This window comes from Olleya sp. 1-3, from assembly GCF_002836085.1.
GTDB classification, from domain to species: Bacteria; Bacteroidota; Bacteroidia; order Flavobacteriales; family Flavobacteriaceae; genus Olleya; species Olleya namhaensis.
The window spans coordinates 208,745-232,820 of sequence record NZ_PJBW01000005.1; the positions used below are offsets into that span (position 1 = coordinate 208,745).

Annotated in this window: 17 protein-coding genes; all 17 read left to right on the forward strand. The window is 32.9% G+C overall.

What is annotated here, in order from left to right; genetic code table 11:
• The first annotated feature begins 54 nt into the window (after positions 1-54).
• The 17 genes from CXF54_RS15845 (at position 55) to CXF54_RS07410 (ending at position 24,032) form a co-directional block, all read left to right on the forward strand.
• Complete coding sequence (locus tag CXF54_RS15845; RefSeq protein ID WP_232782588.1) at positions 55-2,553, forward strand: radical SAM protein; 2,499 nt, start codon at positions 55-57, stop codon at positions 2,551-2,553.
• 51 nt (positions 2,554-2,604) lie between these two features.
• Positions 2,605-4,863, forward strand: coding sequence for an FUSC family protein (locus CXF54_RS07335; protein WP_101203045.1), 2,259 nt, complete (start codon positions 2,605-2,607; stop codon positions 4,861-4,863).
• Positions 4,864-5,013: 150 nt separating this feature from the next.
• Entirely contained in the window at positions 5,014-5,676 is a 663-nt protein-coding gene (locus CXF54_RS07340; RefSeq protein ID WP_101203046.1) for a carboxypeptidase-like regulatory domain-containing protein, read from the forward strand.
• A 10-nt stretch (positions 5,677-5,686) separates the two neighbouring features.
• Positions 5,687-6,691, forward strand: coding sequence for a transglutaminase domain-containing protein (locus CXF54_RS07345; protein ID WP_101203047.1), 1,005 nt, complete (start codon positions 5,687-5,689; stop codon positions 6,689-6,691).
• A gap of 78 nt (positions 6,692-6,769) precedes the next feature.
• Complete coding sequence (locus CXF54_RS07350; protein WP_101203048.1) at positions 6,770-8,011, forward strand: DEAD/DEAH box helicase; 1,242 nt, start codon at positions 6,770-6,772, stop codon at positions 8,009-8,011.
• Between the two features lie 53 nt (positions 8,012-8,064).
• Complete coding sequence (locus CXF54_RS07355) at positions 8,065-9,084, forward strand: hypothetical protein (RefSeq protein WP_101203049.1); 1,020 nt, start codon at positions 8,065-8,067, stop codon at positions 9,082-9,084.
• 1 nt (position 9,085) lies between these two features.
• Positions 9,086-10,879, forward strand: coding sequence for a DUF885 domain-containing protein (locus CXF54_RS07360; protein WP_101203050.1), 1,794 nt, complete (start codon positions 9,086-9,088; stop codon positions 10,877-10,879).
• A 495-nt stretch (positions 10,880-11,374) separates the two neighbouring features.
• Entirely contained in the window at positions 11,375-12,358 is a 984-nt protein-coding gene (locus tag CXF54_RS07365) for a hypothetical protein (protein ID WP_101203051.1), read from the forward strand.
• A 136-nt stretch (positions 12,359-12,494) separates the two neighbouring features.
• Positions 12,495-14,714 carry a RelA/SpoT family protein gene (locus tag CXF54_RS07370; RefSeq protein ID WP_090839116.1) on the forward strand — a complete coding sequence of 740 codons (2,220 nt, stop codon included), beginning with the start codon at positions 12,495-12,497 and terminating at the stop codon, positions 14,712-14,714.
• A 95-nt stretch (positions 14,715-14,809) separates the two neighbouring features.
• Positions 14,810-15,277 carry a Fur family transcriptional regulator gene (locus CXF54_RS07375; protein WP_090839114.1) on the forward strand — a complete coding sequence of 156 codons (468 nt, stop codon included), beginning with the start codon at positions 14,810-14,812 and terminating at the stop codon, positions 15,275-15,277.
• Positions 15,278-15,279: 2 nt separating this feature from the next.
• Entirely contained in the window at positions 15,280-16,551 is a 1,272-nt protein-coding gene (locus CXF54_RS07380) for an adenylosuccinate synthase (protein ID WP_101203052.1), read from the forward strand.
• A 127-nt stretch (positions 16,552-16,678) separates the two neighbouring features.
• The gene (locus CXF54_RS07385; protein WP_232782589.1) at positions 16,679-18,487 is read left to right on the forward strand and encodes an OstA-like protein; all 1,809 of its coding nucleotides are present in this window, start codon (positions 16,679-16,681) and stop codon (positions 18,485-18,487) included.
• Positions 18,488-18,490: 3 nt separating this feature from the next.
• Positions 18,491-19,678 (forward strand): aspartate aminotransferase family protein, encoded by a 1,188-nt coding sequence (locus CXF54_RS07390; RefSeq protein WP_101203054.1) that lies wholly within the window; start codon positions 18,491-18,493, stop codon positions 19,676-19,678.
• A gap of 142 nt (positions 19,679-19,820) precedes the next feature.
• Entirely contained in the window at positions 19,821-21,209 is a 1,389-nt protein-coding gene (locus CXF54_RS07395) for a tetratricopeptide repeat protein (protein WP_101203055.1), read from the forward strand.
• A 53-nt stretch (positions 21,210-21,262) separates the two neighbouring features.
• Positions 21,263-22,276, forward strand: coding sequence for a DUF368 domain-containing protein (locus CXF54_RS07400; protein ID WP_101203056.1), 1,014 nt, complete (start codon positions 21,263-21,265; stop codon positions 22,274-22,276).
• Positions 22,277-23,296, forward strand: a complete 1,020-nt coding sequence (locus tag CXF54_RS07405) for a DUF368 domain-containing protein (RefSeq protein WP_101203057.1) — start codon at positions 22,277-22,279, stop codon at positions 23,294-23,296.
• Complete coding sequence (locus tag CXF54_RS07410) at positions 23,265-24,032, forward strand: shikimate dehydrogenase family protein (protein WP_101203058.1); 768 nt, start codon at positions 23,265-23,267, stop codon at positions 24,030-24,032. Before CXF54_RS07405 ends, CXF54_RS07410 begins: the two co-directional genes overlap by 32 nt.
• Positions 24,033-24,076: the final 44 nt, after the last annotated feature.

Sequence of the window (24,076 nt, forward strand, 5' to 3'; positions counted from 1 at the left end):
CCAATAAGCTACATTAACTTATCTTTGCTGCAATCTATTTTTAAAGCTAAATTCTTGAAAGACCTTTTACTAATAACGCCACCTTTTACCCAGTTAAATACGCCATATCCTGCAACTGCCTATTTAAAAGGATTTTTAAATACAATTGGGGTTTCTGCCTTTCAGATGGATTTAGGGATCGAGGTGATTTTAGAATTATTCAGTAAAAAAACCTTTGAAAAACTTTTTGATTTAGCAATAGAAAACGACTCCATTTCGACAGAAAATGGGCAGCGTATTTACACATTAAAAGATGATTATTTACAACCTTTAGATGCTATTATATTATTTCTACAAGGTAAAAATCAAACTTTAGCACGACAAATATGTACTACAAACTTCCTACCACAAGCCTCTAGATTTGAACAACTAGAAGATATGGATTGGGCATTTGGAGAAATGGGCATGCAAGATAAAGCCAAGCATTTAGCAACCTTATATCTTGAAGATTTATCAGATTTTATTATTGAATGTATCGATACTAATTTTGGATTTAGTAGATATGCCGAGCGTTTAGGACAAAGTGCCAATGCGTTTGACGCGCTTTATGATAGTCTAAAAAATAAACCAACATTTATTGATCAGTTAACGTTGGCTATTTTAGAAGACCGCTTAAAAACCGTGCAACCAAAACTAATCTGTTTTTCGGTACCATTTCCAGGGAATTTATACAGCGCGTTTAGATGTGCACAATTTATAAAAGCGAATTATCCAGAGATTAAAATTGCGATTGGTGGTGGTTTTCCAAATACCGAATTACGCCAAGTAACAGACACACGTGTTTTTGATTTCTTCGACTTTATTACGCTAGACGATGGCGAGCTACCCATTGCGTTATTATACCAAAACGTATGTCAACCTGATAACAATCAAAGTACTGCGGAAACTGATTTAGAAAATAATCTAGAAAACACCCTAGAAAACGATGACTCAAATAGCAATAACAATGGTCATGCTGAGCGCAGTCGAAGCACTACTATAACCAAAGACCAAAATAGCAACAACACCAATCACGCTGATCACAATCAAAGCACCACAATAACCAAAGACCAAAATAGCAATAGTCATGCTGAGCGCAGTCAAAACACTACAATAACCAAAGACACAAATAGCAACAACAAAGGTCATGCTGAGCGCAGTCGAAGCACTACAATAACCAAAGATCACAATAGCAAAGAGAAACAATACAAACGCACCTTCCTTTTAGAAGATGGAAAAGTAGTTTACAAAAACAACACCACAAGACCAGAATACAAACAACTACAAGTAGGGACACCAGACTATTCTGACTTATTGCTAGAGGATTACATTTCTGTTATAGAAATTGCCAATCCAATGCACAGTTTATGGAGTGATGGACGTTGGAATAAATTAACAATGGCACATGGCTGTTATTGGGGAAAATGTACGTTTTGCGACATATCCTTAGATTATATCAAGATTTACGAACCCATTGCAGCAGCCCTATTAGTGGATCGTATGGAGCAATTAATTGCGCAAACTGGCGAAAACGGATTTCATTTTGTGGATGAAGCTGCACCGCCTGCATTAATGAAAGCGTTAGCCTTAGAAATTATAAAACGAAAACTTACCGTTACATGGTGGACTAACATCAGATTTGAGAAAAACTTTACACAAGATCTATGTTACCTACTTAAAGCCTCAGGTTGCATTGCAGTCTCTGGAGGTTTGGAAGTGGCATCAGATAGACTATTAAAACTAATTGATAAAGGTGTAACTGTGGAGCAAGTCGCGCAAGTGACGCGTAACTTTACGCAAGCCAACATTATGGTCCACTCCTATTTAATGTACGGTTACCCGACACAAACGGTACAAGAAACAGTTGATAGTTTAGAGATGGTCAGACAGTTATTTGAATTAGGTATTATTCAGTCTGGGTTCTGGCATCAATTTGCATTAACAGCCCATAGTCCGATTGGTTTAAATCCAACAGAATATGGCATCACACCAAATTATAAATCTATTTCGTTTGCCAATAATGATATTGATTTTACGGATAGCACGGGTATTGATCACAACCAATTTAGTTTCGGTTTAAAAAAATCGTTATTCAATTTTATGCACGGGATTGGTTTTGATATGGATTTACAAGAATGGTTTGATTTTGAGATTCCGCAAACCTCAATTGCACCTTTTCATATTGATGACTGTTTAAATACAGAAACCGCACTAACCACAAAACCAACTGCAAAAATTGTATGGTTAGGACACTTACCATTAGTTGCAGAGCGTACAAAAACTAAAAAAGGATTTACAAATGAGTTGTTAGACCTGACGTTTCATGATAAAACGGAGCGTCTTCAAATGACATTAAATAAGCCTGAAGGCGAATGGTTGCTTGACACACTAGAAACGCTAAAACCAACAAGTGGCAAAAGTGTTTCTTTTTCAGCGTTAAAAAAAGACTTCGAAACTCAGTTAGACGATTTTGAATTATTCTGGTTTTCTAAACCTATGCAAAAGCTGAAAGACTTTGGATTACTGCAGTTATAATTAACACAAGATTAATTTCACCGAAAGGCATTAAAAGCTACCTTTGTTTTAATGCGAAATAAGATTAAAAATCATTTAAAAACCATCGAGTTATTTCTTAAAGGTTCAGGCTTTTATAGAGGTGTAGTCTTAACCGTTGCTATTGTTTTACCATTAGCTGTTTTTAATTTAATAGACTTGTTTGCTTATGCGCCCGCCATTGCTCTAGGGACATTTTTAAACGCACCAAGTGATGTCCCAGGAAGCTTAAGACGTAAAATAAACGGTATCTTAATTAGTATTATACTAACCATGTTGGTAACGTTTATAATCCTGTTAACCAAACCTGTTTTTATTATTCTACTAATTGCTATTGCTGTTTTAAGTTTTGCGGTTAGTTTGATTTCTGCTTATGGTTTCAGAGCTTCTTTAATATCATTTTCAGGATTACTAGCTATTGTGTTGGGCTTAGCGGTTAGTAAGCCCGATTTTCAATCTATTATTTTACACGTCGGCTTAATTGGTGTTGGTGGATTATGGTATTTAGTAGTGTCTTTATTATCAAATTGGGTTTTTCCAAGAAAAGACGATGACCAATTATTATCAGATACATTATCGCTTACTGGCGAATATTTAAAAATAAGAGCCAAGCTATTAACCAAGCCTAATAAGCGTGAGAAGTATGCTAAAAAAGCACTAGTCCTTCAAACCCAAATAAGCGAAAAACACGAAACCTTAAGAGAGCTACTTTTAGAGGGTAGAAAACGTTCAGGACGTTCTTTTTCTAATGAGAGAAGACTTTTAATCTTTATATCCTTAATTGATATTTTTGAGTTAGCCTTAGCAAACACTTTAGATTACACCAAAATTGACACCCTATTTGGTTTAGAAAAACAGCATTTAAATACCTTTAAAAAACTGAATAAAGAGCTAGGAAATCACCTTATTAAATTGTCTGAATTATTCATAAAAAAAGGCAATCTTCCTGATATTGAATTAATAAATAAAATAGCTGCAGACACAGAGACTGCAATTCAGGATTACGTTACTGAAGTTACTTTACCAAAAGCTAGAGAAGGTGCAATTACCATGCGCAACCTTCAAGACTATCAAAAGCAATTATTACAAGAAGTAAAAGCTATCAGACGTGTTTTAACTAAAGTAAAAAACAATGCTAAAGCATCTTTAAAACCACAAGAATCTAAACAGTTTTTAACCTCTCAAGATTACAGACTAAATATATTAGTACAGCATTTTAGTTTAAAATCGCCAATGCTTAGGCACGCTTTACGATTAGCAAGTGCCATTGTGTTTGGTTTTCTTTTGGGAAGTATATTAGATTTAAAAAATGCGTATTGGATTATTCTGACCATAATTGTAATCATGCGTCCCAATTATGGGTTAACCAAAGCGCGTTCTAAAAACAGAATCATCGGAACCATAATTGGTGCTATAATTGCCACAACAATTATTTTAATTACCAAAAACACAACGGTCTATTTAGTCTTAGCGATTGTCTCGTTAACCTTTGCTTTTTCATTAATACAACAAAGCTATAAAGTAGGTGCTGCTTTTATAACCTTGCACATTGTATTTGTTTACGCACTTATAGATCCTGATGCTATTACTGTAGTGCAGTATCGTGTTATTGATACCGTAATTGGCGCCATAATAGCAGTAATAGCAAACTACCTATTGTTCCCGAGTTGGGAATACAAAAACCTAGACACGGTATTAGCCACTGTAATTACCTCTAATAGTAATTATTTAAAAGCCACCAAAAAGCTATACCACGACAAGGAAGAAAACACATTAGCTTATAAAGTATCCAGAAAAGAGGCTTTTTTAGCGATGAGTAATCTAAATGCAGCGTTCCAAAGGTTAACACAAGATCCAAAATCTAAACAAAAAGAATCTGCTTTAATATATGAGATGGTCACACTAAACCACACCATATTATCTGCAATAGCTTCGATTGGACGTTATATTTTAAATCATAGTACAACACCAGCTTCAGAAGAATTTGATACTATTATCGAAGGGATTACAGGAACGTTACTACATTCTGCTTCGCAATTAGAAAGTACTAAAACAGTTCTTGTTTTCGAAGAAAACAAAATATATCAAGCGCATAAAAAACTACAAAAACGCTATGATAATTTATCTTTAAAACGGGACAGTGATATTGAAGCCGGGCAAACAATAATTGACGACAATACATTACTAAACCTCCAGGAAGCCCATTTAATTAACAATCAATTACTGTGGTTAAAATCATTATCAGCTAATTTAACTAAAACGACAGTAAAGTATAAGTCGGTTTTTAGTTAGTAATTGCAGTGTATTTCAATATTCTTTAAATAACAAACTAAGGTAAACGTTGCACTGACTCATTCAAAAGTACCGTTTACTCACTATCGGTTTTAATCCACCCCTTATTTATATAGGTTTGATGTATAATAACATTTAAATCTATATCTCATGCAAAATCAAATCAACTTAGACATTACGACGCCTTGCTCGGAAAACTTCAATCAATTTTCACCAACTCCAAAAGGTGGTTTTTGTGATTCTTGTACAAAAGAAGTGATTGACTTTACTACAATGAATGCCGATCAAATTGCAACCTTTTTCAATAAAAAAGACACTCAAAATACTTGTGGTCGATTTAAAAGCACACAATTAAAATCGTATCCGGTAAAACCTACGAAAAGCAAGTTTAGCTTTATCAGTGCTATTGGTTTGGCTTGTTTCGCTCTATTTTCATTTTCGACAGTAAAAGCCCAAGACCAAATAACCAAAAACACGTCAACAAATAACAAGATTAACCAAACACAAAATTTGTCCATTACGGGTAATATAACAGACGGAAACGGTTTACCTCTTCCAGCTGTAAATGTAGTTTTACAAGGTACTGCTTTTGGATGCGTATCTGATTTTGATGGTAATTTTGTGTTTCCTCAAAAAGTAAAAAGAGGTGATGTTTTAATCTTTAGTTATGTGGGTTACAAGTCTAAAAAAGTAACTGTTCAAAATACTAGCGCAACTACAAACATGGTATTAAATGTAAGTTTAAACGACGATTCTTATATTCTGATGGGTAAAGTTGCAGTTAAAGAAGTGTATTCTTCTAAAAAAGACTAATTCTATTTATATGAAAAACAGACTGACCCTAATTTTCTTTTTCATAGTTAAATTAACTATTGCGCAAGTTTCGGATTTTAAAACTATCGATTTTACTAGAGCTGATAATATTGCTAAACTAAATGCAAACGCAAGTTTAAAAAACTTACCATTACTTGCGTATAATTTGACTTACAAATTAGATAATGATGCTGAAAAATTTAGAGCAATTTACACTTGGGTTTGTACTAATATAAAAGGTGATCTTAATCAAGATAATAAAGTTAGCAAACAACGTAAACGTTTTAAAAACGATAGTCTAGCCTATTTAAAATGGAATAATGAGTATCAAAAAACAGCATTCAAAAAATTACTAAAGCATAAAAAAACCATGTGCACAGGTTATGCTTACCTAATAAAGGAGCTTTGCTTTTTAGCCAATTTAGACTGTAAAATGGTTAATGGCTTTGGACGCTCTACAACCACAAATGTGGAATCTTTAGACTTAGCAAATCACTCTTGGAATGCCGTAAAACTAAATAACAAGTGGTATTTATGTGATGCGACTTGGTCTAGTGGCTATTTTGTAAACGATGTATTTATCAAAGACTACAACTTAGGTTATTTTTTGACAGACCCTACTCTATTTGCTAAAAACCATTATCCGTTGGATAAAAAATGGTTATTAAACGACACGTTAATAACCTCTGACTATAGTGCTTCTCCAATAGTTTATGGAGATACATTTACACATAAAATCATTCCGATTGGTCCTAGTGACTTAAACACAACCATAAAAAAAGACGACACTTTAGAAATTCGTTTTAAATCTTTAAACAGCTTAGACACTAAAGACATATCACTAATTAAATATTCTGGTTTTAAAACTATTCCTTATAAAATAACCAACCTTAAAAACGATAATGGATTAGTATCCTTTAATTACAAATTTGAAACTAGTGGTGTTTATGATGTCCATTTAAAAATCAAAAACGACATCGTTGCCACATACACTATTAGCGTAATTACAGAGTAAAAACAGCAAGGCTATTCTAAAAATATTAAACCACATTAAATGCTTGGAAAAAACTACCTTTGTAGCAAATTCTAATTCATGTCATTTAAAGACTTACAACTTAACAGACCTATTTTGCGCGCTATTGCGGAAAAAGGATACGATAACCCAACATTAGTACAGGAAAAAACAATTCCGTTAGTACTAAACGGAAAAGATGTGATTGTTTCTGCACAAACTGGTACAGGAAAAACCGCAGCTTTTGCATTACCTATTTTACAGTTATTGTATGATAAGCAAGAGGGTCCAAAAAAAGGAAAAAAAATTAAAGCTTTAATTGTAAGTCCAACTAGAGAATTAGCGATACAAATTGCAGAAAACTTTGAAGCTTACGCAACACACACAAAACTAGAAAGTGATGTTATTTTTGGTGGTGCTGCTATAGAGCCACAAAAAGAACTTTTACGTAATGGTATTGATATTTTAATTGCAACACCAGGACGTCTATTAGATTTACATAAACAAGACGAAATTAATCTAGATTATGTGCAAACATTAGTACTAGATGAAGCAGATTTAATGCTTGACATGGGCTTTATTGACGATGTTAAAAAGATTGAACGTCTTTGTCCTAAAACAAAACAAACGTTATTATTCTCTGCAACAATACCTTATAAAGTAGAGCAATTAGCGAGTACCATTTTAACGGAGCCACAACGTATTGAAGTGGCGCAAAACAGTTCTACTTCAAAAAATGTTAATCAATTACTTTATTTTACACCTAAAAAGGACAAAATAGAATTAGCATTACACCTGCTACGCAATACCATAAAAGGAAACATTATAATTTTTAGACGTACCAAATATGGTGTGGATAAATTAGAAAAAACCTTACTTAAAAATGGCTATTTAGCGGATAGTATCCATGGTGATAAAAGTCAAACAGCAAGACAAGACGCCTTAAAACGCTTCAAGAAAAAAGAAATTAATATCTTAATTGCAACAGATGTTGCAGCACGTGGTATTGATATTGATCATTTAGATGCTGTTTTTAACTTTGATTTACCAAATATACCAGAAACATATGTCCATAGAATTGGTCGTACGGCTCGTGCAGGTCAATCAGGTATGGCATACTCACTTTGTAGTGCCGACGAGAAAAGCTATTTAATAGATATTCAAAAACTGATTCATTTACAGTTAGATGTTATGGACGACCATCCTTATCCTTTAGATCCAAAAGCAAAACCAATCATACACAAATCTGCTAAATCTGGTAGTAAGCATAAAAAAGGACGTAAAAGTGAAGCGTCTAAAAAGAAGAAAAAGCGTTGGTATTAATGTAACATAACACCTTTAAAACAGACTAATAAAGTGAACTAAATCTAAAGAGGATGAATCAAACAATTTTCAGTTTAAAAAAACCTTATTTAGCCATAGCTACTACTTTATTTTTAATGTTTGGACTGTTTATTTTAGCAAAAAAAGTATTAATTTCAAATACTTCATCAGCTTTAACATCAGCAATTACAATAGATTTTGCTCTAATTATTCCAATTATTTATTTTCTGCTAATAAGAAAAAGCAATGTTCCAAAAACTACGACTATTCCAATTTTTATTATTGGAATAGTCATTGCATCTTATGTAATTCCTTATCAACATCAAGGTTTATTAAACGTAATTAAAACTTGGATTCTTCCAATAGTCGAATTTCTAGTTGCCACTTTTGTTATTATTAAAGTCAGAAAGCTGATCAAAGTCTTCAAAAAAACAAAGCAAGACAGTCTTGATTTTTTTGATGCATTAAAACTATCTACAAAACAACTATTACCTAAATTTCTTGCTAATTTATTGACAATGGAAATTGCTGTTTTTTATTATGTTTTATTTAAATGGAATAAAACAATACTAAAACCAAACCAATTTACCCACCATAAAACTAGTGGAACACCAATCTTGCTCGGCGCTTTAATTCTTATAATTGGGATTGAAATGTTTACTGTTCACTTTCTATTAACTAAATGGAGCTGGATTGCTGCATTAGTTAGTTTGATACTTAGCGTATACTCCGCTTTTCAAATTTTAGGTTTTTTAAAATCTTTACTTTACCGTCCAATTACGATAACGGATGATACACTAGTTTTAAAGTATGGTATTTTAGCAGAATCAAATATCAAATTAAATACAATTGAAACTATAGTATATTACAGCAAAGAGATTGAAAACCAATCCGAAATAAAAAAACTATCACCACTAGGTAGTTTAGAACCACATAACATACTAATCAAACTTAAAACACCTGAGCTATTAATTAGTCTTTATGGTTCAGAAAAGCAATTTAAAGCGATTGCTTTATATATCGATAATAAAGTTGATTTTTTAGATACCATTGAAAATTTAATCCATAAATAAAATGAAACATTACTTCACCCTACTTTTAGTTATTACATTATTTACAGCATGTAAAAATGATAAAACTACAGAAGACAACACACCTACTGAAACTTTAGTGAAAAACGAGGCTTTTAGTACAATGCTAAACGATTTTTATGAAGAAGGCTTAAAATTAAACCCATTAAGCGCGACATCCGCTGGAGATAATCGCTATAACAATAGCTTACCAAATACGCTAACGGACGCCTTTTCTAAAAAGGAAAAAGCATACTATTCGGATTTTAAAGCTAAAGCGGAATCTTATAGCAACTCACAACTTAACGCCAAACAACAATTAAGTCGTGACATTTTAATATGGGATTGCGATATTAATTTAGAACGTTTTGATTTTAATGAAAACTACACCCCAATAAACCAAATGTGGACCAAACAACTAACGGTTGGTACTTTGGCAAGTGGCGCAAGTTCTCAACCTTTTAATACAGTCGAAGATTACGACAATTGGTTGCAACGTGTAGACCAGTATTTAGAATGGGTAGCTTCTGCTGAAACAAAAATGAAAGCCGGTATTGACAACAAACATGTTTTACCAAAAGCATTAATTGCTAAGGTTGTCCCACAATTAAAAACAATTGCAGAAACTAAATTAGAGGATCATCTATTTTATACGCCGATTAAAAATTTACCAGACAGTTTTTCTGACCAAGACAAAACACGTTTGACAACAGCTTATGCTGATATGGTGTCAAACAAAGTTATTCCTGCTTACACATCGCTTTACAATTTTATGAAAGACGATTACATGGCAGCTGGTAGAACAACTAGTGGGATTGACGATACACCAAACGGGAAAGCGTATTACGAGCATCAAATCAAGTTATACACAACAACTACAATGACTGCAGACCAAATACATAATTTAGGTCTAAGTGAAGTGAAGCGTATTCTTGCCGAAATGGAAAAAGTAAAGACACAAGTTGAGTATAAAGGAGATATTATTTCGTTTTTTGATTTTGTTAGAAACAACAAAGACTTAACGCCATACAACACGCCAAAGCAAATTATCGATAACTTTAATGCGATACATGAAACCATGAAACCGCAAATTGCTAAGCTATTTGATGTTAAACCTAAAACAGCTTTTGAAGTTAGGCAAACTGAAAAATTTAGAGAAGCGTCTGCTAGTGCAGAATATAACCCAGGGTCTTTAGACGGAACACGACCTGGTATTTTTTACACACCAATTCCTGATGCTACAAAATATAACGTCTTTAGTGACGAAGCCTTATTTTTACACGAAGCTATTCCGGGACACCATTATCAAATCTCCTTACAACAAGAAGATACCGAGTTACCAAAATTCAGAAAAACACTATGGTATAGTGCTTATGGAGAAGGTTGGGCATTATACTGCGAGTCTTTAGGGAAAGAGCTAGGATTATACACTGATCCATACCAATATTTTGGAATGTTAGGTATGGAAATGCACCGTGCCATCCGTTTAGTCGTGGATACAGGAATGCATACTAAAGGTTGGACAAGAGAACAAGCTATCAAATACTCATTAGACCATGAAGCAGAAAGTGAAGCTAGTATTATTTCGGAAATCGAACGTTATATGGCAAATCCAGGACAAGCATTATCGTATAAGATTGGGCAATTAAAAATCATAGAATTACGTGCTAAAGCAGAAAAAGCCTTAGGTGATCGTTTTGATATTGCACAGTTTCATAATCAAGTATTAGAACCAGGTTGTGTACCATTAGCACTTCTAGAAACTAAAATTGACCAATGGATTGAAGCGTCTAAATAAGTTTTCGTCAACCTGAATTGGTTTTAGGTTCTCATGATAAACTTTAAATTATAAGACTACTGTCGTCAACCTGAACTAGTTTCAGGTTCTCACATAAAAAACAACACCCAAAAATAATGAGATTCCGAAATAAATTCAGAATGACGTTCATTAATAAAATTAAGACATACAAGTCGTCAACCTGAACTCGTTTCAGGTTCTCACTTAAAACTCAACAATCCAAGATAATGAGATTCCGAAATAAATTCGGAATGACGTTCATTAATAAAATTAAGATATACAAGTCGTCAACCTGAATTGGTTTTAGGTTCTCATGATAAACTTTGAATTATAAGACCGCACCCGTCAACCTGAACTCGTTTCAGGTTCTCACAAGAAACTAATAATACAATACTCAAATAAATTAAAAAAGCCTTCTATTTCTAGAAGGCTTTTTAATTTCCAAATTATTGGAATAATTATTGAATCATTTAAGTATAATCTTTAAATTAGACCATGTCAAAAAAACACCTACTTCTAATTTGTCTTGCTTTTATTTCGGCTTTAAGCCAAGCACAAAACAAAACACTACTATCTACAACTAACCAACCGGTCTCTTTTGCTACTATTTCATTTGGAAACGGAAACGGTTTGTTTGCAGATGACGAGGGTAAATTTCATTTTACAAAAAAACTATATTCAGATATTGACTCCCTATTTATTTCGGCCTTAGGCTACAAAGATTTAAAGTTAGCAACAGCGACCTTAAAAGACACACTATTTTTAGAATCTAAAGCAGACTTACTAGACGAAGTTATAGTTATTGCTAGACCTACCGGAAAGTTTAAAGAAGTAACGTTAAAACCTACAGATCATAACGATTATTACAAATGTTGGTTGCCAACAATAGAGAGTGAAATTGCTGTATTTTTTCCAAATAACGACACCAAACCAAAGCACTTAACAAAAATACTGCTTCCTATAAAAACGGAAACTAAAGATTGGGACAAACGTGGTAAAAACAAACAAGCCAAACGTCCCTTTTCGACCTTATTTAGAGTACAATTCTATAAAAACGACAAGGGATTACCTGGAGAGGTTTTAACCTATGAAAAAGTAATTTTTATTGCCACAGAAGACACCAAACCTATATTTGAATTTGATGTTTCTGGATTTGACATTTTTGTGCCAAAAGACGGTATTTATGTATCCATCCAAGTCCTTGGTTTTACGGATAAAAACGGAAAGTTACTACCCAATAAAAAATATAAAGAAGTAAAAACACGACGTGGTATTGTTAAAGTATCCACCACGTTTAGACCTTTATTACCATTTACAGACCAAATTGCTGCCAAAACAACATTTATAAAACGTGTGTTTCATAACAATGGACAGTGGATTCTTTTTGATAAGAAAAATGTAAATAATTCTAACCTATTAAACGCAGGTTTAAACAATTATGGAATGGGCTTAAAAATGGAAGTTTATAAAGAGCAATAAGTCTTATAATTTCGTTTTAACGAATAAAAAAGCACCTTATTCAGTTTCAATTAAAATTAGAGTAAAGGATGTGGTCTATTCATAATTTTATAGTATTTTTAGTATTCATTCTATTTTAAATGAAGGAGAACAGTCTATGACAGAAATTGATATTGAAAAAGAAAATGCAGACATTGCAAATGCGTATAAACAGCTTTTAAAAGTTAGTTATCGCACCTTATCTACGGATGACAAAAAACTAATCAGAAAAGCTTTTGATGTTGCTGTTGAGGCCCATAGCCATCAACGCAGAAAAAGTGGCGAAGCTTATATTTTTCATCCCATTGCTGTTGCCAAAATTGTAGCAGAACAAATTGGTTTAGATGCAACGTCTATTGCTGCCGCACTTTTACATGATGTTGTAGAGGATAACGAAAATTATTCTGTCAAAGACATCGAAGATTTATTTGGAGAAACTGTTGCCAAAATTGTTGATGGACTAACAAAAATATCATCTTTAAGTAAAGAGAAAGACATGGATGTCTCTTTACAAGCTGAGAACTTCAGAAAAATGCTATTAACTTTAAATGATGACGTCAGAGTTATTATTATAAAAATAGCAGACCGTTTGCACAACATGCAAACTATGGACAGTATGCGTCCAGACAAGCAAGAAAAAATAGCATCAGAAACTTTATATATTTATGCGCCTTTAGCACATAGAATTGGGTTATATAATATCAAAACAGAACTAGAAGACTTAGGTTTAAAATATACAGAACCTGAGATTTACAATGATATTTTACACAATATCAAAGAAAGCAAAGAACAGCAAGACGCTTATATTGAGGAGTTTAATGATGTTATTAAAAAATCATTAGATAAAGAAGGCTTAAACTACACCATCAAAGGACGTCCAAAATCCATTTTCTCTATTAAAAGAAAAATGGACAAACAAGGTGTGACTTTTGACGAGGTTTACGACAAGTTTGCGGTAAGGATTATATACAAAAGTGACAGAGACAACGAGAAGTTTTTGGCTTGGAAAATATACTCCATAGTTACCGATCATTTCAGACCCAATCCTACCCGATTACGTGACTGGATATCGTCACCAAAAACAACAGGTTACGAAGCACTTCACATTACCGTAATGGGACCCAAAGGACGCTGGGTAGAAGTACAAGTCCGTAGTGAGCGCATGAACGAAATTGCAGAAAAAGGATACGCTGCACATTACAAATACAAAAATGCTGATGACAAAGAGGATAATCTAGACATGTGGATTAACCGTCTACAGGAAGCGTTAGAGCACGCCTCTACTAATGCTGTAGATTTTGTAGAACAGTTTAAACTGAATTTATATTCTAAAGAAATTTTTGTTTTTACCCCTAAAGGGGAATTAAAGTCGTTGCCAAAAGGAGCTACGCCTTTAGATTTTGCTTTTAGTATACATACTGAAGTTGGTAAAAAAACTAGAGGTGCTAAAGTAAACGGAAAATTAGTACCATTAAGTCACGTTTTAAATAGTGGCGATCAAGTAGACATTATTACTTCAGAAAGTGCAAAACCTAACCCAAACTGGTTAGACTACGCGACTACTGCTAGAGCTAGAGGAAAAATAAAGTCGTTATTAAAAGAAGACACTAAAATAATTGCCGAAGATGGTAAAGAGATTTTAAGACGAAAATTAAAACAACTTAAAATTACCCTTAACGAAAAGTCTGTTAACGAAATGGTTAGCCATTTTAATTTAAAAACTAGTTTAGACTTATTTTACCGTATTGGTACTGGAAGTATTGATAACACTATGCTTAAGGAGTATGCTGCGTCTAGAAGTAATGCTTTAGTCAGCTTTCTAAAAAGTAAAATTAACAGAAAACCGGGTACCAATCCAGACGATATACATAAAGAAGAAATTACTAATAAGTATGATTTATTAGTCTTTGGTAAAGAGGAAGAAAAGTTAGATTATAAATTAGCCAATTGTTGTAATCCAATCCCTGGCGACTCTGTTTTTGGTTTTATTACAATAAATGATGGTATTAAAGTGCATAAAAAAAACTGTCCAAATGCGCTTAGTTTACAATCTAATTACGCGTATCGTATTATTCAAGCACGTTGGATAGACTCTTCTCAACAAGAGTTTGCTGCACAAATCATATTATCAGGTATTGACAACTTAGGATTAGTAAATGAAATTACTAAAGTAATATCCTCAAACATGCATGTTAACATGAATAGTATAAGCTTTCAGAGTGATGATGGTGTTTTTAAAGGCAAGATAAATGTCAAAGTTCACAATAAATCCATGCTTAAAAAGTTAACAGATAACCTTAAAAAAATTAATGGTATTGACAAAGTTATTCGCGTTTAACGCTAAGTTGTTAATAAGTGTCTAATAACACATTTGTCAAATTATACTTTTTATGAGTACAACCTCAAAAAAAGATGTAAATTTGTTGGGTATTTATGAGCGGAAAAACAGATATAAAAAATCAAGAGATTGTAAAAAACGTCTTCACTTCTTTTTTAGAAGACAATGGTCATAGGAAAACGCCAGAACGTTACGCTATACTTCAAGAAATCTATTCAAACACAGAACATTTTGATATAGAGTCTTTGTATGATAATATGAAAAACAAAAAGTATCGTGTTAGTCGTGCGACGTTATATAACACCATAGAGCTACTCTTAGATTGCGGTTTGGTTAGAAAACACCAATTTGGTAAAAACCAAGCACACTACGAAAAATCGTATTTTGATAAACAACATGACCATGTTATACTTCAAGACACAGGAGAGGTTATAGAATTTTGTGATCCAAGAATTCAGGCAATTAAAAAAACAATTGAAGAAGTCTTTGATATCGAAATCTCTAAACACTCATTATACTTTTACGGAAATCGAAAAAAAAATAATAACAATACAACTAACTAAAAATGGCAGTAGATTTACTACTTGGTTTACAATGGGGAGATGAAGGCAAAGGAAAAATTGTCGATGTATTAACCTCTAAATACAACATTATAGCACGTTTTCAAGGTGGTCCAAATGCAGGACACACATTGAAATTTGACGGAATAAAACACGTACTACGTACTATACCTTCAGGAATTTTTCATAAAGACGCAATGAATGTTATTGGAAACGGTGTCGTTGTCGATCCAGTGGTTTTTATTAAAGAATTAGAAGGTTTAGACCAATTTGATATTGATTATAAAGCAAAGCTAATTGTTTCAAGAAAAGCACATTTAATCTTACCAACGCATCGTTTATTAGATGCAGCTAGTGAAGCCTCTAAAGGAAAAGCCAAAATTGGTTCTACTTTAAAAGGTATTGGTCCAACTTACATGGACAAAACTGGTAGAAATGGGATTAGAGTTGGTGATCTAGAAATGGATAGCTGGAAAGAAAAATACAGAGCTTTAGCTAACAAGCACGAAGCAATGATTGCTTTCTATAATGTAGACGTACAATACGATCTAGAAGAAATGGAAGTAGAGTTTTTTGAATCTATTGAAAAACTTAAAGAATTACAATTTATTGATAGTGAAGCGTATTTACACCAATCACTTAGAGAGGGTAAAACCATCTTAGCTGAAGGTGCTCAAGGATCGCTTTTAGATATTGACTTTGGTACGTATCCATTTGTAACATCAAGTAACACAACAGCAGCAGGTGCTTGTACAGGTTTAGGTATTGCACCTAACCAAATCAAAGAAGTCTTTGGTATTTTTAAAGCATATACAACACGTGTAGGTTCTGGACCATTCCCAACAGAATTATTTGATAAGGATGGTGAAGAAATGGCTAGAATCGGTCAAGAATTTGGAGCTGTAACAGGTCGCGCAAGACGTTGTGGTTGGTTAGATTTAGTAGCCTTAAAATACACATGTCGCGTTAATGGTGTGACGCAATTAATGATGATGAAAAGTGATGTACTTTCTGGTTTTGATACTTTAAAAGTAGCAACAGCTTATAAATATAAAGGCGAAACAATTACACATTTACCGTTTAACATAGAACCGGAAAATGTAGAACCTGTTTATACTGACTTTAAAGGTTGGAGCGAAGACTTAACTGAAATGAGTGAAGCGTCTCAATTACCAAAAGAACTTAATGATTACATTAGTTTCTTAGAGGAAGAATTAGAAATTCCTATTAAAATAGTTTCTGTTGGACCAGACAGAAAACAGACTATTTTTATGTAATATAAAATCAAAGTTTAAATTACAAACCTGCTATTCAATTTAATAGCAGGTTTTTTCATCTTAAATTATTACTAATACACAATTACAAGTCTATTAAATCGTTATTTTTGTGTCAAACAATTACATCTTGAAATTTAATAAATACACATACTTTTTATTCCTTGCATTTGTTATGCAATTAGGAATGGCGCAACAAAAACATATTGAGATTAAAGACTCTGGTGCTTTTGGTGATATTGATGAAGAAAACTTTCCAGGAGCTAGCATCTTGACTAGAAGTGATCAAGGTCAAGTACATATTTACCATGACGGTATTGACATGTTTTGTGACAAAGCCATTTTTTATGGAAAGGAAGATTTTATTGAAGCCTACGGTAATGTTAACATGAAACAAGGGGACACCATTAATCTGACCTCTAAATATGTAGAATATTCTGGTAAAACACAATTAGCTTTTGCTAGTGGTGACGTGGTACTTACAGATCCACAATCCACTATTACATCGGACACTTTATATTTTAATAGAGCTAGTCAAGAATCCTATTATAAATCTGGAGGAAAAGTAGTTAGAGATTCTTCTGGTACTATTACAAGTCGTATTGGTCGCTATTACATGAACGAAAAAAAATACCGTTTTGTAGACAGTGTAAAACTAGTCAACCCACAATACGAACTAAATACAAAAACATTAGATTACTATTCAGACAATGGTCACGCATACATGTATGGACCATCAACTATAGTTGGCGATAGTAGTAAAATTTATAGCGAACGTGGTTTTTATGACACTACAAATGACACCGGTTATTTTGTTAGAAAGTCCAGAATAGATTACGATAATCGTGTCGTTAAAGGTGATAGTATCTTTTTTGATCGAAAGCGTAATTTTGCGTCTGCAAGCAATAATATTACAGTAACTGATACTGTAAATAGTAGTCTAATTAAAGGCCACTATGCAGAAGTATATCGTGCAAAAGATTCGGTTTACATTACCAAACGTGCACTAGCTATTACCATTCAAGAAAAAGATAGTATTTACATGCATGCGGACACGTTAATGATTACAGGAAAACCGCAACACCGTATTACAAGAGGTTATTATAATGCTAAAATATTCAAGAAAGATATTAGCGCCAAAGCAGATTCAATACATGCGGATCAAAAAACGGGCTTAACGCAGTTAATTAACCTAGCTAGGCTTAATAAAGGAGACGCCTTTTCTGCTGCAAGAAAACCTATACTTTGGAATGTTGACAATCAAATGACTGGAGACACCATTCATTTAAAATCAAATCCTGTTTCAGAAAAATTAGATTCATTAATCGTCTTTAATAATGCCTTTACAATTAGTAAAGATACCATTAGCGAAAACGCTTATAATCAGATTTCCGGTAAACGACTTATTGCATTATTTAATGATAATAATGATATTAACGAGGTCCATATTCTTAAAAATGCCGAATCTATTAATTACACACGTAATGATAACGGTGAATTAATAGGGATTGATAAAGCAAAATCCGCAAATATTGTCATCTATATTGAAGATAAAGAAGTGGTCGAGTTTAGAAGAGAATTTGACCCTGAAGCTAAGACGCACACAGAAGACGATTTACCCGAAAATGCAAGAAAATTAAGAGGCTTCGATTGGCGCGATGATGAGCGTCCAACATCTGTTGAAGATTTATTTAAAGATGACCCGCCACTTGTACTTCCTATTATCAAAGGTTTAGAACCTTATAAAGCTGACGAAGAATTTTTTGGAGAAGCATTGCTTGGCAGAATAAGCAAAGCAGATGCGGAAGCTGACAAAAAACAACTTAACAAAAAAGAAGAAGCACCAAAAGCCTCTAGAACTGTTCCGAAAAAATTTCTAAAAAAAGATGTGAAAGCTGTTACAAAACCAGCAAAAGCAACAGTAACGGAAAAAGAATAATTTATGAAAGCAGGGTTTTTAAAATACCAAGCACAAACCTCTCCATACCCATTAGCTTTAGAAATATCTCACGCTAAAGGCAGCTATATCTTTGACACTAATAACAAATCTTATTTAGATTTTGTTGCTGGCGTGTCTGCTTGTACTTTAGGTCACAGTCACCCAAAAGTGGTAAATGCCATAAAAAACCAAGCTGACAAATATTTACACGTTATGGTTTATGGCGAGTATGCACAACAACCAGCTGTAGAACTTTGCAAATTTATAGCCACGCACCTACCCGATCCTTTAGAGTCTACCTACTTAGTAAATTCTGGAACAGAAGCAATTGAAGGTGCCTTAAAATTAGCACGTCGTGTTACGGGACGTAGCCAAATTATAGCAGCACATAATGCGTACCATGGAAACACTATGGGGTCTCTAAGTTTAATGGATTTTGAAGAACGCAAAGCGCCATTTAGACCTTTACTGCCCGACATTAGTCATATTACTTTTAATTACGAACCACATTTTAAACATATTACTTCAAAAACCGCAGCAGTAATAGTAGAAACGATACAAGGAGGCGCAGGATTTATAGAACCTAAAGTAAATTACTTAGCCAAATTAAAGGCTAAATGCGAAGCTGTAGGTGCTTTATTAATTTTAGACGAAATACAACCAGGTATTGGACGTACCGGTAAACTTTTTGGTTTCCAAAACTACAATGTCATTCCTGATATAGTCGTGACAGGAAAAGGACTTGGTGGCGGTTTACCAATTGGTGCATTTACAGCGTCAAAAGCACATATGGACCTCTTACAAGACAGCCCTAAACTTGGTCACATTACAACGTTTGGAGGTAATCCATTAATTGCAGCGTCTGCACTAGCAACCTTACAAGAAGTTGTCACTAGTGACTTAATGGCAGAAGCCTTAAAAAAAGAACAATTAATAAAAAAGCACTTAAAACACCCACTAATAACAGAGATTAGAGGACGTGGATTAATGTTGGCAGCCATAACCACATCAGCAGAAGTTACCAATCAGGTTATACTAGAATCTCAAAATCAAGGGTTAATTTTATTTTGGCTGTTATTTGAGCCTAAAGCAATTAGAATTACACCTCCCCTAACTATTAGTAACGAAGAAATAATTAAAGGTTGTGGCATTATTATTGACTTATTAAACAAAATAAGTGACACTAAATAAAGTCTAAGTCACTACAAATCACCCAAAAACGCTTAAAACCTTGTAATTGTTGATTACTTTGTTAAAAACAAAAACAGTTTTTGTCATTATGAGGCTAATAGAACATTACATTTAATACACTAGAAACACCTAAACAGTGCCTATGGAGTTTAGTCAAGAAGAACCAAATAAAATATCGCTTAAAAAGTTCGAATCCATGTTAAAAACAAACCATGTGTTGTTTTTTGATTCGGATGAATTTGAGAACATAATACACCATTACCTTAATCAAGGTAAGGTGTCTTTAGCCAAAAAAGCTATTAAATTAGGTTTGCAACAACATCCCTCATCCACTAATTTAAAATTGTTTCAAGTAGAAATATTTGTATTTGAAAACAAACTAAAAGAAGCCAATCAATTACTTGATGCGCTATATATTTTAGAACCTTCTAACGAAGAAATTTATATTCAAAAAGCCAATATATTATCTAAGGATGATAAGCATGAAGATGCCATAAAAATATTGACTACAGCTTTAGATTTGTCTGAAGAAACATCAGAATTACATTCTTTAATTGGAATGGAATATTTGTTTTTAGATAATTTCGAACAAGCAAAACAAAGTTTCATGAGTTGTTTAGCTGAGGATAATGAAGATTACTCGTCACTATACAATGTAATGTATTGCTTTGATTTTTTAAATGAAAATCAAGAAGCCATCCATTTTTTAAATGATTATTTAAATGGGAGTCCTTATTCTGAAGTAGGATGGCACCAGTTAGGAAAACAATTTTACACACTAAAAGAATACAAAAAAGCGCTTAGTGCTTATGATTTTGCGATTATCTCTGACGACAGATTTGTTGGGGCTTATCTAGAAAAAGGTAAAGTATTAGAAAAACTTAAACGTTATAACGAAGCTATTGAAAATTACGCTTTGACGTTAGAGTTAGATGACCCAACCGCTTTTGCATTATTAAGATTAGGATGTTGTCATGAAAAACTAGGTCAATTTGACTTAGCCAAACAATACTTTTATAAAACTGTAAAAGAAGACCCATTATTAGACAAAGGTTGGATTGCAATCACTAAATTTTACAACAAGCAAAAAAATTACCAAAAAGCTTTATATTACATTAATAAAGCGATAAATATTAACGAAGAAAATGCAGTGTACTGGAAACTATATGCACAAATAAACCACAGATTAAACTTCTTAGAAGAAGCAGAACGTGGTTACAAACGTGCTATAGAACTTGGTAATTATGAATTATCTTCTTGGTTAGAAAGAAGTGACATATTAATCAAATTAGGAGAAACTGATGCAGCGTGTTTAAATTTAATTCAAGCTGCCGAATTTTATCCAGAAGAAGCTGATATCGAGTTTAGATTAGTAGGTATTTATTATGGTATGTTAGAAACAGAAAAAGGAAGTTATCATTTAAAAAACGCATTAGATTTTAATGCAGAAAATCTGTTTATTGTGGAAGAATTATTTCCATTGGTTTACGAATCTACAACCTTTAAGAAGGCATTAAAAAAGTTACAATAATTTACACTTAAAACGAATTTTGTATACCTTTGATTACTAACAAAAATTAAACTATGCAAAGACGTTTAAAAGATTACCTTTTAATATCCTTAAAAGGTGTAGCTATGGGAGCAGCTGATGCTGTCCCTGGTGTTTCAGGTGGTACAATTGCTTTTATTTCTGGAATATACGAAGAGCTAATAGCTACTATAAGCGGTGTTAACTTAACATTATTTAAAACCCTAAAAACAGAAGGTCTTTCAGCGTTTTGGAAGCAACTAAACGGTAATTTTATTGTTGCGCTTTTAACTGGTATTATTATCAGTTTTGTATCGTTTATGCGATTAGCTAAATATTTACTAGAGCAACACCCTGTTTTAATTTGGTCTTTCTTTTTTGGTTTAATTATAGCTAGTATTTTATTTATTGGTAAGCAAATTAACAAATGGTCCATTAGTACAGTAATAGCTTTAATTGTTGGAGCTTTGGCTGCGTTTTATATTACCAGTCTTCCATCTTTAGCTAGCAGTAATAATCCATACTTTTTATTTGTCGCTGGTGCCATAGCCATTTGCGCTATGATTCTTCCTGGTATTTCAGGTAGTTTTATCTTATTAATTTTAGGAGCTTACAAAACATTAAGTAATGCTTTTCATGATTTTGATATTAAAAAAATAGCCTTATTTGGTACAGGTGCTGTCGTTGGATTATTAAGTTTTAGTCATGTTTTAAAATGGTTATTTAAAAACTACCACAACACAACCTTAGCTATACTGACAGGTTTTATATTAGGGTCTTTAAACAAGGTGTGGCCTTGGAAAAAAACAGTTTCCGTAATGATTGATAAAACCGGAGACATTGTACCATTAAATACAATTACAGATTTTGGCACGCTTTCCTTTTTCCAAAAAACTACAAACGATTTTGAAACCTACAAAACGATAGCAGAACAAAGTGTAAATCCTCTACACTACAGTGAGCTAAATAACTATTTAGCTAATCCACAAATAGCAGTAGCCATTGCTTTAATGATTGCAGGATTTTTAACTATTTTTATTCTAGAAAAAGTAGGTCACAAGTCTAAATAAATGGAAAACACGCGTACATTTAAAGATAAACTATTCTTAATCTTAAAAGGATTAGGCATGGGCGCTGCCAATAAGGTTCCTGGCGTATCTGGAGGTGTTGTCGCATTTGTTGCTGGATTCTATGAGGAATTTATATATTCTCTACAAAAAGTAAACAGTACAGCTCTTAAACTACTAATTAAAGGTCGGTTTAAATCCTTTTACACCTATATCAATGGTCGTTTTTTAAGTCTATTGTTTTTAGGAATGATTGTTAGTTTTTTTAGCATCTCAAAACTTTTAGACTATTTAATTACGCATTACCAATTGTATGTATGGAGTGTGTTTTTTGGGATGATAATTGGTTCTATTTATTATATAAGCAAAGACTTTAAAGATTGGAAAACAACCACCATTATAGCATTATTAATAGGTACTACCCTAGGTTTAGGAATTAGCTTTTTAGATCCAGCAACAGAAAACGACAACCTTATATTTGTGTTTTTCTGTGGTATTATTAGTGTCTCAGGTATGACATTACCTGGGTTTTCAGGCTCGTTTATCTTAATACTTTTAGGTAACTATGTGTTATTACTAGTAGATTCCGTAAATGCTTTATTTGACACATTTTCAGAAATACTTATTGGTGATTTTAGCTTTACTGCTAACCTAGAGCGCTTAAGAATGCTAAAAGTATTAACCGTATTTACAATAGGGTCTGTGGTTGGATTAGTAACATTTTCTCACGCGCTAAATTATATTTTAAAACATTATAAAAGTGTTACAATAGCATCAATAATTGGATTTATTGTAGGATCCCTAGGTGTTGTTTGGCCTTTTAAACATACACTATATAAACTAAACGACAATGGTAGTTTATTACTTGACTCTAGAGGTCAAAAAATCATAGAAAACTACGAGCGGTTTTTACCGCCACTTAATACCCAAACGTATTTAGCCATTTTTTATATTTTATTAGGAATAGCAATCGTATTAGCATTAGAACTTTATGGACAAAAAACAAGACAACAACAAGCGTAATTTCGGGTTAATTGGTAAGGATATTTCTTATTCGTTTTCAGAAAATTATTTCGCAAACAAATTTAAAGATCAGAACATAACAGATGCTAATTACAAAAATTTCGATATTCAAACTATTGAGGATTTTGACAAAAAGGTATTAAAAACAAAAGCCTTAGCTGGCTTAAATGTTACCATACCGTATAAAGAAAGTATTATTCCTTTTCTTGATAAATTAGATAAAAAAGCAAAAAAAATAGGCGCTATAAACACCATTAAATTCACCAAAAAAGGAAATTTAAAAGGATACAATACAGATATCTACGGGTTTAAAAAAGCGATAAAACCACACTTAAAAAAACAACATAAAAAAGCCTTGATATTAGGAACAGGAGGCGCAAGTAAAGCGATTGCTTTTGTTTTAAAAGAATTGAACATTGACTTTCATTTTGTATCTCGCCAAGCTTCAAAAAAAGCAAGTTACACCTATGACGCGCTTTCAGAACAAATAATAAGTGACCATCAGATTATAATTAATTGTTCGCCTGTAGGCACATTTCCAGATATTACAGACGCACCTAAAATTCCGTATAACGGAATCCAAGACACGCATATTTTATTCGATTTAATATATAACCCATCGGAAACTGTTTTCTTAAAAGAAGGCAAGCAAAAAGGTGCAAAAACACTAAATGGTTATGACATGTTAGTGTTTCAGGCTGAAAAATCATGGAAAATCTGGAATAAAGACCTTTAATTGACGAGTAAACACCTAAAATATTGGTAGTTTTTGAAGTTGTT